We start from the raw sequence: 14646 nt of genomic DNA, 5'->3' as shown, positions 1-14646 counted from the left end.
CGGTGCCCCTCAACCTTGAGCCTGAACGACACGTTGATCGATCGCGCCGAACAGCGACTGACCGTCGCTATCCAGAACATCCATATGCACACGGTCACCCAAGCGCATGAAACCGGTTTGTGCGGCACCGTGCTCGATCATTTCGATGGCGCGGCGCTCGGCAATGCAGGCTGAGCCCACGTTACGTTCAGCATTCGAGACCGTTCCGGAGCCGATCAACGTGCCGGCACCCAACCTTCGGGTCAGCGCGGCATGGGCGATCAACTGGCCAAAACTGAAGTTCATCTGGCCGCCATGGGGATGACCGAACCATTGGCCATTCCAGTGCACCTGCAAAGGCAAATGCACCCGCCCGTCACGCCAGGCGTCGCCCAGCTCATCCGGGGTAATGGCCACCGGAGCGAAGCTGGACGAGGGTTTGGCCTGCAAGAATCCAAAACCTGTGCGCATTTCACGCGGTGCCAGGGCGCGCAAACTGACGTCGTTGATTTGCAGAATCAATTTGATGTGCTTGATCGCCTTTTGCGCGTCGCAGCCCATCGGAACGTCATCCACCAGCACCCCGAACTCGCCTTCAAAATCGATGCCCTGGCTCTCGCTCGGCAAAGCAATGTCGTCGCGCGGGCCGATGAAATCGTCACCGGCGCCCTGGTACATGAGCGGTGTGTGTTCTACGCCGTCTATGGGCTCAAGATTGAACGCCTTCTGCATCAAGGCACCGTGGCTGAGGAAGGCTGAGCCGTCGCACCACTGATAGGCGCGGGGCAACGGCGCCATGGCCTGGGCGGAATCGAACGGGAAAGCGCCTGTCGCTGCGCCCGTATTCAACTCGCTGGACAGCGCCTGCAAGCGCGGCTCGACACTGCTCCAGTTTTCGATGGCATGCTGCAGGGTAGGCGCCACTGAACCGGCATCCAGGGCCCAGGCGAGATCCCGCGAGACGACGACGAGCTGACCGTCACGACTGGCGTTTTTCAAGGTGGCGAGTTTCATGCTGATGCTCCCTGTCCGTTGGCCAACTCGGCGGCAAAGCATCCGTCGAGCAGAATGAAGACCATGCGTGCCATCGCTTCGGTGCGGTTGCTCCAGGCATGGTTGGTACCGCGCTGGACCACAACGTCGCCGCGCCTGAGGTGCACCTCTTCCTCGTCCAATACCAGCCACACCTCACCCTCGGTGACGATGCCGTAGTCAAGGGTTTCGGTGCGGTGCATCAATTTGTGCTTTGAGCCGGGCTGGCTGGTGCCGGCGTGGGACTCGCCAATTTCCGCGAATGCTGCCGCGGCACTTTCAGCACTGACCTGGTTCTGCACGCTGTCCGGGGGAATATCCACTACCCGAATCACGCTGCCAAAGGGGCCGGGACTCAGTTGCAAGGGTTTGCTGCTGGGGTCATTGGCGTTGTCGAGCAAAGCCGGGCTGGTGCTGCTGTTCCACAGTTCATGAAACACCGTGCCCGGCACCGACGATAACGCAAACACGTTCGGCGTCGGCCCGTTGCTGGCGACAATGGCCTGGCCATGTTTGTTGTGACCGGTGACCACTCGTTTGAATTCAGGAAGCGCTTGCATGGAAAATCCTCGTTCAGTTTTCGTCGTCGATGGCGGGGCCAGCGACAACCACATTCGCGTGGGGCAACAGGCCACCGAGCCTGGGTACGGCCAGGCAAAAAACCGCCACCAGCAGTTGCAGCCCTCCCACCATGGCCAACGCATGGGGCAGCGCCGTGGCGCCCCCCTGGGTCACGGCAAGCACCACCAGGGGGCTGCTGAATTCGCCGGCGAAGATGGCCGCGGTAAAACACCCGGCCGCCCGCCCGCGTTGATGGAAGTTGACTTGCGACATGATCCAGGTGATCAGCGTCGGCAGCATCAGGCCAATGCCCAGTCCGTTGATGGTCACTGCGACCACCACCTGCACATGGCTCAAGGCGTCAGCCATCAACAACCCGCCGCTGCCTGCCAGCACATAGGCGATCAACAACATGTGCTGCCCACGCATTGCGCTGAACAGGCGAAAACTCAAGGCGCCGACGAGCACGCCCAGCTGGTTGGCCCCCATGGTCATGCCGATCTGTTGCGGGGCATCCACGTGCAGCAGGTTGAGCAGGTAGCCGGCCTGCACCGGCACGATGAACAGGCTCAAACCCGCCAACAGCGACAGCACGTACAGAGGCGTGAGCGCGCGCCATGGAAACTGGCCGGCGGGCATCGGATGGGTGGTTGGCCCGGGTTGCGCCCCGGCCTGTGGCTCCCACAGTTTCCAGGCCATCAGCGGCAGGAAAACCAGGCCTACGGCGTACAGCGCAAACGGCGTGCGCCAGTCGTTTTGCCCGAGGAAGCCACCCAGTGCGATGAACACCGCCGCCGACAACGAGGTCGCGACCATTTGCAAGGCAAACAGACGCTCACGCCGGGCGCCACTGTAGTAGTCGCCCATCAGCGTGGTGCAGCAGGTCATGATCCCCGCCTCGGCCAAGCCGATACCCGCACGACTGAGCACGATCGCCGGCAGCGAGTCGAGCCACAGCGGCAACACGCCGCAGAGCACGTACAGCGACATACTCGCCAGCAGCAACGGCTTGCGCCCCAGACGATCGGCGATCAGCCCGGCGAACGGCGCCAGCAGGGCAATCATCAGGGCCGGCAAGGTCAACACGACCGGTACCAGCACGCTACTGCCGGACACGTCGGCAAAATGCGCCTGCATCCGTGGCAACACCGGGGCCAGCAGCACTGCGCCCAGCACCGGCAGACAGCTGCCCAGCAGCAACAACAGCGATTGCGCCAAACCGGCTTGTCGGTCCGGGTTTACGGCAACGGTATTAGAGGGCATGGCAATGCTCCTTGCTGGTCATGTGATGGGCATCCGCCACCGCCACGCCGGGCGCATTTTCAGCTGCAACGGCCCCCTGATGCGTTCTGCGCGCCGGTAGCAGGAAGTACGCCAGCGCGGGCAACAGCACCAGGGCACCGACCATGTTCCAGACGAACATGAAGGCCAGCAGCACGCCCATGTCCGCCTGGAACTTGATCGGCGAGAACGCCCAGGTCGCCACCCCGATGGCCAGGGTCACACCGGTCAGCATCACCACCTTGCCGGTGGAAACCAGTGCGCGGTAATAGGCTTCGGACAGGCTGGTGCCCTGGCGCAAATGGCCCAGCAGAATGCTCATCACGTACAGCGCATAGTCGACACCGATGCCCACCCCCAGGGCGATCACCGGCAGCGTGGCGACTTTCACTCCGATGTTCAGCCAGACCATCAAGGCTTCGCAGAGAATCGACGTGAGCATCAGCGGGATCACTGCGCACAGGGTGGCGCGCCAGGAACGGAAGGTAATCAGGCACAGCACAATGACCGCGCCGTAGACCCACACCAGCATCTCGCGGTTGGCCTGCTTGACCACGATGTTGGTTGCAGCCTCGATCCCGGCGTTACCGGCGGCCAGAAGGAACTGCACCTCGTCAGTATTGTTGGCCGCGGCGAACGTTTCCACGTGTTCCACCAGGCGGGTCAGGGTTTCGGCCTTGTGGTCGGTGAGGTAGGCGTACAGGGTCAACAGGCTGCAGTCTTCGTTGTACAGGCCGCGGGGTGCGCTGGCGGTGATCATGTTGAGCATCGCCTGGTTGTTCTGCAGCTCGTACCACTTCGGGTTGCCTTCACTGAGACCGACCAGCATGCGACGGTTCAGCAACGCCAGGGAGTTGGTCGAATCTACCCCCGGCAAGGCGCGCAGTTGCCAGTCCAGGGCATCGACTTTGGCCAGGATGTCATAGCGCGCACAGTTGCTGGCCGGGGTTTTGACCATCACCGCGAACAGGTCGCTGCTGGCGCCGTAATGACGGGTCAGGAAGGCATCGTCCTGGTTGTAGCGCGAGTCCGCACGCAACTCCGGCGCACCAGCGTCGAGGTCGCCGATTTTCAGTTGCAGGCTGACCAGAAAGCCCACAGCCGCCAACGCAAGACTGATGGCGATGCACAGGCTGGCCCAACCACGATGGGTGAACAGGTCGAGAAAACGCCAGAAGGCATGGCGCGCCTGGCCTGATTGCTCGGCCTGTTCGCTCTTGAGGCTCAGCTGCGCTGCCCGTGGCGTTACACCGACATAAGAGAGCAACACCGGCAACAGGATCAGGTTGGTGAAGATCAGCACCGCCACACCAATGCTGGCGATCACCGCGAGGTCTTGAATGACCTGGATCCTGATCAGCATCAGCACCGCAAAACCTACGGCATCACACAGCAGCGCCGTCAGCCCGGCGAGAAACAAACGGCGAAAGGTAAAGCGCGCCGCCACCACCCGATGCATGCCTCGGCCGATGTCCTGCATGATGCCGTTCATTTTCTGCGCGCCGTGGCTCATGCCGATGGCGAACACCAGGAACGGCACCAGCACCGAATACGGGTCCAGTTGGTAGTCCAGCAATGGCAGTAAACCGAGCTGCCAGACCACTGCCACCAGCGAGCACAGTACCACCAGCACGGTGCTGCGCAGGCAACGGGTGTACCAGAACAGCACGGCGGTGGTGATCAGGATCGCGACGGCGAAGAACAGCAGGATCTGCTTCAGACCGGCAATCAGGTCGCCAACTTTTTTCGCGAAACCGGTGATGTGGATGTCGATGTTGGCGCTTTGATAAGTGCTGCGCAGCGCCTCCAGTTGCTCGGACAACACCGCGTAATCCAGCGACTTGCCATCGGAGGTGGTGGCCAGCAACGGCACATAGATGATGCTGGAGGTCTGGTCGAACGCCACCAACTGCCCGAGTTCATTGGAGCGCTGCACATTGCGCCGCAGTGCATCGAGGTTGGCGGCGGTGCCACTGTAGTCATCCGGTATCACCGGACCGCCGTCGAGGCCGTCTTCGGTCACGGCGACCCAGCGCGTGGCGGGTGTCCAGAGCGACTTCATGTACGCCCGGTCGACACCCGGCAGCAGGTACAGTCTGTCGCTCATGGCTTGCAGGGTCTTGAGGTACTCGGCGTCGTAGATATCGCCGTGCCTGTTGGCGACCACAATGCGCAGCGCGTTGCCCAGGCCTGTGAGCTGTTTCTGGTGCTCCAGGTAGTTGGCAATGTAAGGCTGCTGTGTGGGAATTATCTTTTCGAAGCTGGCATTGAGCTCGATTCGGGTGGCTTGATAGCCGAGCACCAGGGTGGTCAGTACGCACACCAACAGTACCCACAGGCGGTGGTTGAACAGCGTGCGTTCTACCACTGAACCGGAGCGTGGATCGAAATTCGCCAGGCTTGCCGTGGCGTTGTCGAAAGACTTCATAACCTCACTCCGAAGCGTTGGCGATTGACGGCGATATGCGCGTCAACCCGGTGAAACCAGCCAGCGTCAGGCTGCCGTCAGCGGCCTCGATGACACTGGCGACGGGCTTGCCGAGCGGTTTGCCGTAGGGCTGGAGCAATGCGCCGGGCGGGTTGTTGGTGCGAAACAAGGCACCGCTCTGATTGACCAGCAGCAACTGGCCGTCATCGGTGCGGATCGCATCGCTGAAAGACACCGGCATCGACACCGGCACAGGCTGGAAACTGTCGCCCAGGTCGCTGGAGGCAAACGCATTGCCCTTCAAGCCGGCCGCCAGCAGGACACCGTCATCGCGCATCTGCAGGGTGAAAAAGCTCCCTGAGTAAGGGCTTTGCAGCTGGGTGAATGACTTGCCGGCATCGTCCGAGCGAGCGAGGTAGCCCTGCTCGCCGGCCAGGAACCAGTGCTCTCCCCGTTGAGCGATGGCGGACAGATGCGCGCCCATCGGGTTATCGATTTGCCCCATGATGGATTGCCAGGTGGCGCCGCCATCGTCGGTGCGAAATGCCAGGCCGTACGCCCCCACGATCAGCCCGTGTCGGGCATCGAGGAATTGCAGGGCGAGAAACGGCTTGTCTGCGCCCTCGCTGGCTAGCCGTTCAGCCGTCTGCACGCGTGCGGTGGCAGTATCCTGGTCGTTGGCTGCAGGCAATTGTTCTCTGGCGCCTACCAGCTCTAGCTGTGCCGCACGCGAGCCATCCAGTTGCACGGTCCAGTGTTCACCACCGTCGTGCGAAACCAGCACGACACCGGCATGCCCGACCGCCCAGCCTGTGTTGGCGTCGACAAACTGCACGGCCGTAAGGCTGACCGAAACCGGCACCTTTGCCTGACGCCAGCTTGCGCCGTTGTCATCGGAAAGCAGCACGATGCCCCGCTCCCCCACCGCCACCAGCCGCGCACCTGAACGGGCCAAGTCCAGCAGCACCGCGGATTTCGCCTGCGGTGCCTGCATCGCCGGCGTGTTGAGCGCGTCGCCCACCGCGCCGGCATGCGCCAGGCCCAACGGCAACGCCATAAGCCACATCAGCCGACCAACCACCTGACAGAATCTGTTCATACCGACCTCGTAAATCCGTTTGAAACCGGATCACGCTGCGCAAGCCGTGATCCGGTATGTCTCGACGTCTGTCTCACCGAACCCCGGCACCCGCCATCGCCGCTGGCGAAAACTCGGAGGCCTTGTAGCGATCCACCATGCCGTACTGTTCTGGCTGACCGGTGTAGACGTTCTGGATAAACCAGGCACCGGAGGTCAGGTCGTAGAAACCCGAGGACAATTGCGCTTGCGCGGGTAGGTCCGGCAGTACCGCAGGCAACGACCACAGGGTCTTGGCCAGTTGGCCGTTGGCATCCCAGCGATCGCCCAGCATGGCTTGCCAGGTGTCTTCATCGAGGTAGTAGCGGCCCTTTGGCAACTGGTGACGCTTGCCCGGTGCCAGATCGGCCTCGACCACCCACACCCGGTGCAATTCCCAACGCACGTAATCGGGGTTCATGTGGTGGGCGAGGAACAGGTCTTCAGGTTTGCTGGCGGTTTGCACCTTGTTGGTGTTGTAGGGGATGTACATCTCCTGCTTGCCCACCAGCTTCCAGTTGAAGCGGTCAATGCGCCCCTGGAACACGCTCAACTCGTCGAACGACATCACCCCGGCAGTTGCCGGTGTCGGCGTATCGCAGCAGGCATTGGGCAGCTTGCGCACGCGGCGTTGGCCGGTCAGGTAAACGTGCGCCTGGGACATGTCGCCATTGATGTTGGTGCGGCCCATGATCTGCTCGCCGGCGCGCAACGGTGGCCCGACGTTGAGCAGGCGGAACAGCCAGTAGTCACCGGCAAACGACTCCGGCGTCCCATCCTGGTAGTAATACGGCATCTCCTGGATGGCCTGGCCGTCAGTGGTCATGACCTGCTTGCCATCGGCGGTCATCAGGTAATGACGAAAATGCATGGACACCGAGGTACCGCGCCAATTCAGCAGGTGGTTCCACATGGCTTCAGTGCCGTTTTGCGGGACCGGGAACGGGATGCCGCCAAAGGCGCCTTCGGGAATGGGACCGGCGCTGCTGTCGACCAGTCTGGCGCGGGTGGCGTTTTTCACCGTGTTGTCATACACCCACTGTGGCGCGGCGGCGGTGCGACGGGTCGGGTACACATCGATGCGATAGGTGTCCGGGAAACGCTTGAACATTTCCTGGGTGCCGTCGCTGAGTTTGCCGGCGTATTGCGCAAGGTTTTTCGAGGTGATGCTGAACAGCGGCTTGTCCGCGGCGAACGGATCGGAGCGCTTGCCGCCTTCCTTGAACGAAGGATCGACCTTGGTGTAACCACCGTCCCAGGCCGGAATGGAGCCGTCGGCATTGCCGGCGCGCTCGGCACCGAAAGGCGTCAGGTTTTTCGACAGTTTGGCCGCGTCTTCTGCCGTCGCAGCCAGTGTGAGTTGGCTGCAAATGGCCAGGCTACCGAGCAGTGCAAAGCAAAGAGCCTTGAGCTTGAAGACGCAGCTTTTGTTGTTGTGGGTCATGCGCAAGTCCTCTTAAAACGTGGTCTTGACGGAGAAAGCCAGGTAGTCCCGGTCTTTCAGCGATTGCTTGTAATTGAACTGGCTGGCGGCGTTGAGGTTGGTGTCTTCGGCGCCGTAGTAGTGCGTGTAGGTCAGGCCGGCGGTCACGCGATCCAGGTAGGTCGCGGTGATGCCGATGTTCATGTCGCCGCCGTTGTCCGGGCCGAAGGTGCTGACGACCGCTGATTTACCCAGCGGGAAGTAACTGAGGCCAACCGGAATGCTGATATCGATGCCGGAGAAAAACTGGCGGTAGGTCGGGGTGTAGACCACCTTGAACCCGAGGCCGTCATCGGTGGCATTGGGGTCAAGGGCGGCGCGGTTTTTGGTGACGCTCAGCAGTCGGTTCCAGGCAATCTCACCGACCAGTCCCGACTCCCTCGCAAGGAAGTTGGGCCCGAACGATGCCAGTACGTTGAGGTTGACGTGAGCGGTTCGGCCGACGGCGTACAGGGCGTTGTCATCGTTATCGGCGACCACGCCGGGCAGGACGGTCTGGCCGTTGGAAACCAGCGGCATGTTCCAGCGCATCGAGGCTTCACCGGCGAAGCTGTATTCGTCGACCGTGGTGGAAAAACTGGCTCCAAAGGCGCGAATGTCCTCCGGATACACCCAGTAGTATTCGCCGATCTGGCCGGTGCTGAAGTTCGGCGTGCCGGTGGAGGGTTTGAGGTACAGCTTGGGTGTCTTGTCGTGGTACTGAATCGCATACAGGCCGTACTCGACCGTTTCCGCACTGTACTTCAACTGCAGGCCGCCCTGCCCCGAACTTCTGGCTTCCTTGTCATTGCCGTGGAAAAACGCCGCCGGGCTCGAGGGATTGCCTCCGAGGAATGTCGGAAAAGGCGCGCCCACGATCAGGCGTTCGTTGCCTTCGCCAATGGTATCGCTGGTGGAGAAGTAACTGCCGGCCCCCGGCAGGCGTGTTTCCTCCCATTCCAGCTGGTAAAAGGCGCCTAGAGACACGTCATCGGTCAACTGAAAGGTCCCCGACAACTGATTGACCGGCCGGGTGATTTCCTTGAATTGGGTGTTGGGTACAGACTGCGCTTTCACCACGTCCACCGGCGCCATGCCGCCAGCAATGCCGTTGGCGCCGAAGAACAGGCTCTCCCCCCAAATCAAGCCATGGCGCCCGGCACGAACAGACGTGGCGTGATCGCCCAGTTCGCCGTTCCAGTACACGAACGCATCGAGCAATTCACCGTCGCCGCCATGCAGGTGGCGGGTGTCGTCGGTGAATTCGTCGTAGGCCACCGAGCGCGCGTTGGCCCGTGCCGGATCGTCGTTATCATTGTCGTGTTGATAGGCGGTGTCGTACCAGGCAGCGCCACTGAGACGCGCACCAACGTTCTTGAACGACATATCCAGCTCGGAAAGGATGTCCGTGCGGTTGGAGATCAGGCCCTTGTTGAAGGCCCGGTCGCCGTCGTCCTGATTGAGTGCCACCTGGCCCTCGGTCAGTTTGCTGCTGGGATTCTGGGTACGCCAGGCGGCGCTGTACTTCACCGTGTTGTCCCAACGCAGGTTGAAATCCGGATTGCCGGTATCCACCGAAAAGGCATGGGCCGCCTGGCTGCACAGCACCAACGCCGCGGCCAGACTGAAACCAAAGGGTGCAGACGTGCTGACCGGGCGGCGCGCAAGCGTCGCAGTCGTGGAACTAACCATCGCGTTAACCTCTTGTTTTTATAGTGGTAACTGCTGTGGGTGAATCAGATGGGCTCGGCCGTGCGCGCAAGCATCTGCTTGACCAGGCCGATGCGGTCGAACTCGCGGTCGTGCTGCATTTCCTTGTCGCCGGCCAGCACCGAGCTTTCGCTGATGAACTTGCAGCGCTCGAAACGGCGCGCCATGAAGCGCTGCAGCTGTTGCTCGACGCTGCCGTCGCGGGTCAGTTCTTCGCTGAGCACGATGGCATCTTCAATCGCCATGCCGGCTCCCTGACCGAGGTGCGGTGTGGTCGCGTGGGCGGCGTCGCCGATCAGCAGCACACGGCCGCGGTACCAGGGCTCGTTGACGAAGACCACTTCCATCGGTTTGTAGACCACCTGGCTGCTGTCGGTGATTTGCTCGCGCAGATCGCCGATAAGGCCAGTAAAACCCTGCAAGCGCTGGCGCATCTGCTCCGCCAGGGTCGCGGGGTCCATCCACGGGTTGGACGGTTCGTGGGACGTGAGGAACAGGTACATCAGGTCGCCGGCCAGCGGCACCAGGCCGGCGTTGCCTTCGGCGCTCTGGTAGTTGGCGAGGTGATCGATTTGCGCCGCGCGCGGGAAGTTGTAGCGCCACACCGATTGCCCAGTAAAGCGCGGCGTGTAGGTGTCGCCGAAGATCAAATCGCGAACCCTGGAGAATAATCCGTCGGCGCCGACCACCAGGTCGTACACAGCGCTGCTGCCATCGGTGAACAGCACATCAACGTTGCCGCCGTTGTCGGCCAATGATTCCACGCTAAGACCCAGGCGTACCTGGGCGCCCAGTTCCAGCGCCGTTTCGCTGAGGACCTTGTGCAGCGCCAGGCGTGAGATGCCGACGTTGGCCGGGTACGCAGGCCCAGCCAGGCGCTGCCCCGGAATGCGCGCCAGTTGTTGACCGGCCGGGCCATAAATGGCGACGTCTTCAAAGGCATACGCCGCATCGAGATAACCGTCGAGCACGCCCAGCTTGGCCATCTCACGGACCACGTTGCTTTGCTGGATGATCCCGACGCCGTACACCGTCCACTCTGACTTGAGCTCGATCAAGTCGACCTCAATGCCCTTGCGCCGCAGTGCGATGGCCGCACACAAGCCACCGATACCACCGCCCACGATCAGAACTTTGTTCACTGCACTCATGGTTCTCTCACTTTTTATTCTTGTGATTCGAAGCAGCGCCGGGCACTGCGTCGTTGGGTTCAGCTTCCCGTCAATCCAGGGATTTGACTAATCGCGAGTAGGGATGCGATGTATCTCCAAACGCGATACCTCGTTTTGCGGCTGCGCGGCCTCATTGCCTGGCATTTGCAGCACCAGCCAGCCCTCCTCCACACGCCACGGCAACGCCTCCAACTGCTGCCCCAGACAGGGTCCATAGACACATTCGCCTGTGCCGGGCAGAAACTGCGCACCATGCGCGTAGCACACGATCAACTGGCCGTCGGCGGACAAAAAACGGTCCTTGCGGTACTCCAGGCGCACGTCCAGATGCGGGCAGCTGTTGCGATAAATCCGCGGCCGACCCTCGTGCATCAAGGCAAAAACGCTGTCCTTGCCGCGCTGCAATGGATCGAATCCGCGGGCCTGTCCTTCCATCAGATCGTCCACTTTGCACAAGGGGAATTCGCTGGGACTCATGGCTTGCACCGCCCTCAAATTTGTTTGGGTGGCGGGCCGCCGGGCGCCCATTTTTCTTTCGACGTGAACAGGAACAACTGCGAGTTATCCGCCGACAGCGGTGCACGGCGCGCCTCCCAGGCGTCATCGTGTTTGTCCATGTCGGCGTCGTATTCGATGTGGCAACCCAGCGGACTGTTGAAGTACCAGAACCAGTTGGAGCCAAAGAGGTGACGGCCAGGCCCCCAGAAACTGGTCCAGCCCTTTTGCTCGAAACGCGTGCCGGCCAACAGCACCTCGGTGCCGCTGCCCATGTGGAAGGTGAAGTGTTCGCAGCCCTTCATGTGCGGCGGGGTCTGGATCATGAACAGGCAATGGTGGTCATCGGACCCTGCCGGACGCATGAATGGCCCCGCCCCGATGAACGTGTCGGTGGTTCGAAAGCCCAGGCGTTCGGCGTAGAAGGCCTCGGCCTTGGCGGCATCGGGGACGAAATACACCACGTGCGACAGCGTGCGCGGCACCGCACTCATATCGAGGGTGATGCCCGGTTGGTTGAGCGGACGCTGTGGCGCATGGCCTGCGGCGTTGGTCAGGTCATCGGGAGCGTTGTAGGACTTGCGGACGGTGACCTGGAAAGCGATCGCGAATCCCATGTCGTCGACGCTGTGCAGCACGCCGTTTTCCCGGGAGACCTTACGGTCTCGCGCCAATTCGTCTTCGATGGCGTCCAGGTCGGCCGCGCTGGCAACGCCGTAAATGGTTTCACGAATCGATGGTGCCGGGCCGATGGCAACCGGCAGGCTCGGATCGTCCGCACTGCGAATGATCACGGCAGTGCCGTCCAGTGCTTCGAAGCGCCCGCCATTGCTGTCGACGTCAACCGGCGCAAGGCCGTAGTCACGCAGGCAATCGGTACAGGCTTGGATGTCATCGACGCCAAAGACAAGGGCATCAAGGCCAATGATGTTCATGGCTACCACTCCATTGAAATTATGATCCGGAGACTGCTGCCGATCGCTCGAGAAGGCCGATCAGCGCTGCATGGAATCCGTTGGTGGTGTCGGCAAGAGGTCCGACTGCGACGAAGATTGACGTGCGGTTTGGCAGCTGACTAATCGCGAGTGGGGATGCGACCTATCGGCAAACGCGATACCTGAGTGCGCGGGATGACGGCGTAAAGGCGGGGTTGACGGAACGATGAATTCACCGGAATGTATCGTCAAAATAAATACAACAGCGGACCTGCCTGATGCGTTTCAACCACCTGGATCTCAATCTATTGGTCGCCCTCGATGTGTTGCTCGAAGAGCAGAACATCACCCGTGCGGCCGAACGCCTGCATATGACGCAGTCCGCAACCAGTGGCGTGTTGGGTCGCCTGCGGACCTATTTCGAAGACGAGTTGCTGGTGCAGGTCGGACGGAAAATGCAGACCACTCCCTATGCCCGGGAACTGATCAACCCGGTACGCGAAGTGCTGCTGACGATCAAGTCCTCGATTACCGCCAAGCCTGTGTTCGCCCCTACCACCAGCAAGCGGCACTTCCGCCTGGTGACGTCGGATTACCTGATCAGCGTCCTGTTTGCCCAGGTCATCCAGAAGATTCATCAGGAAGCACCGAATATCACCTTCGAAATGCTCGGCCCGGGCGACAACTCCGGGGAGTTGCTGATTCGCGGCGAGGTCGATCTGATGATTGTGCCTGAGCGCTACATCATCGAAGGTCACCCATCCGAGCTGCTTTTTGAAGAAGAACACGTGTGCGTCGTGTGGCAAGGCAACTCGCTGGTCGGTGACAGCTTGACCCTCGAGCAATACATGGAAATGGGTCACGTCTCCGTTGGTTTTGGTCGCAGCCGGCACATGAGCATCGAAGAGTGGTTCATGAACCAGTACGGCTTCAATCGTAGACTCGAAGTCATCACCAACGACTTCAATACCCTGCCGCAGCTGGTGGTCGGCACCCAGCGCATCGCCACCATGCACCAGCGCCTGGCGCGTTTGTATGCCGAATATCTGCCGCTGCGCATCCTGCCACCACCGGTCAGGATCCCGGTCATGCGCGAGTTCATGCTATGGCACCGAAGCGTGGACGGCGATCCGATGCACCGCTGGCTGCGCGAGCGCATCAGTGAGTACATCCAGCATCTGGAACAAGCTCCTATCGCCGCGCGCGATACCTCCCATCCCGCGTCACGATTGGCGAATTAGCCGGCGCGTCCTTAACGTGCCTTGTGAACGTCAAGGCAACCACAAGGACAACAACAATCATGTTCCGTTACTTTCCGACCAATTACGTGTGGAATCTCTCTGTCGACCTGGCCATCGAAATGGGCGCCCGAATGGGCGAGATCGAAGAGATGTGCGCACCACTGCAGGAAGCCGCCCAACAGCCCGACGCCGCTGGAACCAAGGCGTTTCGTGAAACCTGGGCGAAGATGGCCGACAAACTCTGCGGCCTGGCCGAGGAAGATGAAGGCATTGGCCGGTTTCTTTCCGCTGGCGAAAAGTACAACCGCGCCGCCACGTATTACCTCACCTGCGAACGCTTGCAGGCCCATGGTGCGCCGGGCCGTACCGAGCTGTACCAGCGTTTTTTACAGACCTTCAAACGCGGTATCGAACTGTCGAGGGAGAACTGCGAGCGCGTTGAAATCCCCTACGAGGGCAAACATATTTCCGGCCTGCTGGTGCGTGCCGAAGGCGTGACCGGTCCTGCGCCGATCCTGGTGCAGGTCAACGGACTGGATTCGACCAAGGAAATGAAATACCGCGTCGGCCTGCCGGCCTGGCTGGCCAAACGCGGCATCTCGTCGTTGATCATTGACCAGCCCGGAACGGGTGAAGCCTTGCGCCTGCATGAGATGATTGCCCGCTACGACAGCGAGCACTGGGCCAGCCGAGTGGTCGACTGGCTGGAAACCCGCAGCGACGTGGATGCCCAGCGTATCGGCCTGGAAGGTGTTTCACTCGGTGGCTATTACTGCCCGAGGGCGGTGGCTTTCGAGCCACGGTTTGCCTGCGGTGTGGTGTGGGGCGCGAACCATGACTGGCGGGATGTGCAAAAGCGTCGCCTGGAAAAAGAAGGCAGCTTCCCCGTACCGCACTACTGGGCCCACGTGCGCTGGGTGTGGGGAGCCCAGGACATGGACGAGTTCATGGCTATCGCCGAAAACGTCCATTTGGACGGCGTCCTGGATCGGATCAAGGTGCCGTTCCTGGTGACCCATGGTGAAAAGGATTCGCAGATCCCGCTCAAGTGGGCACATCGTACTTACGAGCAGCTGGTCAACAGCCCCAAGCGTGAACTGAAGGTCTTCACCGAACGCGAAGGTGGCGTGCAGCATTCCAGCTTCGACAACAGCATCAATGCGGGTCACTACATCGCCGACTGGGTCGCCGAAACCCTGGGTGGCCACACCGCTTGACGGGTTCCCAATCGTA

General features: G+C 61.3%; 12 protein-coding genes. 2 read left to right on the top strand and 10 right to left on the bottom strand.

Translation table 11 applies throughout. The annotated features are described in order from the left end of the window. Positions 1-9 precede the first annotated feature (9 nt). From HFK74_RS19240 to HFK74_RS19195, 10 genes are all read right to left on the bottom strand, one after another. Positions 10-993 (bottom strand): fumarylacetoacetate hydrolase family protein, encoded by a 984-nt coding sequence (locus HFK74_RS19240; RefSeq protein WP_180204844.1) that lies wholly within the window; start codon positions 991-993, stop codon positions 10-12. Then, complete coding sequence (locus tag HFK74_RS19235) at positions 990-1571, bottom strand: cupin domain-containing protein (RefSeq protein ID WP_180204843.1); 582 nt, start codon at positions 1569-1571, stop codon at positions 990-992. Before HFK74_RS19235 ends, HFK74_RS19240 begins: the two co-directional genes overlap by 4 nt. Before the next feature lie 13 nt (positions 1572-1584). Then, positions 1585-2835, bottom strand: coding sequence for an MFS transporter (locus HFK74_RS19230; protein ID WP_180204842.1), 1251 nt, complete (start codon positions 2833-2835; stop codon positions 1585-1587). Continuing rightward, entirely contained in the window at positions 2825-5281 is a 2457-nt protein-coding gene (locus tag HFK74_RS19225) for an RND family transporter (RefSeq protein WP_257230365.1), read from the bottom strand. The genes HFK74_RS19230 and HFK74_RS19225 overlap by 11 nt, the downstream gene beginning before the upstream one ends. Positions 5282-5285: 4 nt before the next feature. Next, positions 5286-6380 carry a YCF48-related protein gene (locus HFK74_RS19220; protein WP_180204841.1) on the bottom strand — a complete coding sequence of 365 codons (1095 nt, stop codon included), beginning with the start codon at positions 6378-6380 and terminating at the stop codon, positions 5286-5288. Positions 6381-6453: 73 nt separating this feature from the next. After that, positions 6454-7842: a DUF1329 domain-containing protein gene (locus HFK74_RS19215; protein WP_180204840.1), complete on the bottom strand. Its 1389-nt coding sequence runs from the start codon at positions 7840-7842 to the stop codon at positions 6454-6456. A 12-nt stretch (positions 7843-7854) separates the two neighbouring features. Beyond that, entirely contained in the window at positions 7855-9552 is a 1698-nt protein-coding gene (locus tag HFK74_RS19210) for a DUF1302 domain-containing protein (protein ID WP_180204839.1), read from the bottom strand. Positions 9553-9596: 44 nt separating this feature from the next. Then, entirely contained in the window at positions 9597-10721 is a 1125-nt protein-coding gene (locus tag HFK74_RS19205; RefSeq protein ID WP_180204838.1) for an FAD-dependent oxidoreductase, read from the bottom strand. Positions 10722-10808: 87 nt separating this feature from the next. Continuing rightward, complete coding sequence (locus HFK74_RS19200) at positions 10809-11219, bottom strand: Rieske (2Fe-2S) protein (protein WP_180204837.1); 411 nt, start codon at positions 11217-11219, stop codon at positions 10809-10811. Positions 11220-11233: 14 nt separating this feature from the next. Then, complete coding sequence (locus HFK74_RS19195) at positions 11234-12172, bottom strand: VOC family protein (protein ID WP_180204836.1); 939 nt, start codon at positions 12170-12172, stop codon at positions 11234-11236. 278 nt (positions 12173-12450) lie between these two features. Between HFK74_RS19195 and HFK74_RS19190 the strand changes: the two genes are divergently transcribed. Both HFK74_RS19190 and HFK74_RS19185 read left to right on the top strand, forming a co-directional pair. Then, positions 12451-13413 carry a LysR family transcriptional regulator gene (locus HFK74_RS19190; protein ID WP_180204835.1) on the top strand — a complete coding sequence of 321 codons (963 nt, stop codon included), beginning with the start codon at positions 12451-12453 and terminating at the stop codon, positions 13411-13413. A 59-nt stretch (positions 13414-13472) separates the two neighbouring features. Further along, a complete protein-coding gene (locus HFK74_RS19185) occupies positions 13473-14630 on the top strand; it encodes a S9 family peptidase (protein WP_180204834.1) in 1158 nt (385 codons plus the stop codon). The last annotated feature ends 16 nt before the right edge of the window (positions 14631-14646 follow it).

Source organism: Pseudomonas sp. SbOxS1 (assembly GCF_013416725.1).
GTDB lineage: Bacteria > Pseudomonadota > Gammaproteobacteria > Pseudomonadales > Pseudomonadaceae > Aquipseudomonas.
The sequence above is the reverse complement of the archived record's forward strand: the minus strand, read 5'-3'. Positions and strand labels throughout refer to the sequence as shown.

Bases quoted from the DNA above. Each gene is read 5' to 3' on its own strand.
- HFK74_RS19215 (WP_180204840.1), bottom strand. From the start codon at position 7,842: ATGACCCACAACAACAAAAGCTGCGTCTTCAAGCTCAAGGCTCTTTGC.
- HFK74_RS19240 (WP_180204844.1), bottom strand. From the start codon at position 993: ATGAAACTCGCCACCTTGAAAAACGCCAGTCGTGACGGTCAGCTCGTC.
- HFK74_RS19195 (WP_180204836.1), bottom strand. From the start codon at position 12,172: ATGAACATCATTGGCCTTGATGCCCTTGTCTTTGGCGTCGATGACATC.
- HFK74_RS19200 (WP_180204837.1), bottom strand. From the start codon at position 11,219: ATGAGTCCCAGCGAATTCCCCTTGTGCAAAGTGGACGATCTGATGGAA.
- HFK74_RS19210 (WP_180204839.1), bottom strand. From the start codon at position 9,552: ATGGTTAGTTCCACGACTGCGACGCTTGCGCGCCGCCCGGTCAGCACG.
- HFK74_RS19235 (WP_180204843.1), bottom strand. From the start codon at position 1,571: ATGCAAGCGCTTCCTGAATTCAAACGAGTGGTCACCGGTCACAACAAA.
- HFK74_RS19220 (WP_180204841.1), bottom strand. From the start codon at position 6,380: ATGAACAGATTCTGTCAGGTGGTTGGTCGGCTGATGTGGCTTATGGCG.
- HFK74_RS19225 (WP_257230365.1), bottom strand. From the start codon at position 5,281: ATGAAGTCTTTCGACAACGCCACGGCAAGCCTGGCGAATTTCGATCCA.
- HFK74_RS19185 (WP_180204834.1), top strand. From the start codon at position 13,473: ATGTTCCGTTACTTTCCGACCAATTACGTGTGGAATCTCTCTGTCGAC.
- HFK74_RS19230 (WP_180204842.1), bottom strand. From the start codon at position 2,835: ATGCCCTCTAATACCGTTGCCGTAAACCCGGACCGACAAGCCGGTTTG.
- HFK74_RS19190 (WP_180204835.1), top strand. From the start codon at position 12,451: ATGCGTTTCAACCACCTGGATCTCAATCTATTGGTCGCCCTCGATGTG.
- HFK74_RS19205 (WP_180204838.1), bottom strand. From the start codon at position 10,721: ATGAGTGCAGTGAACAAAGTTCTGATCGTGGGCGGTGGTATCGGTGGC.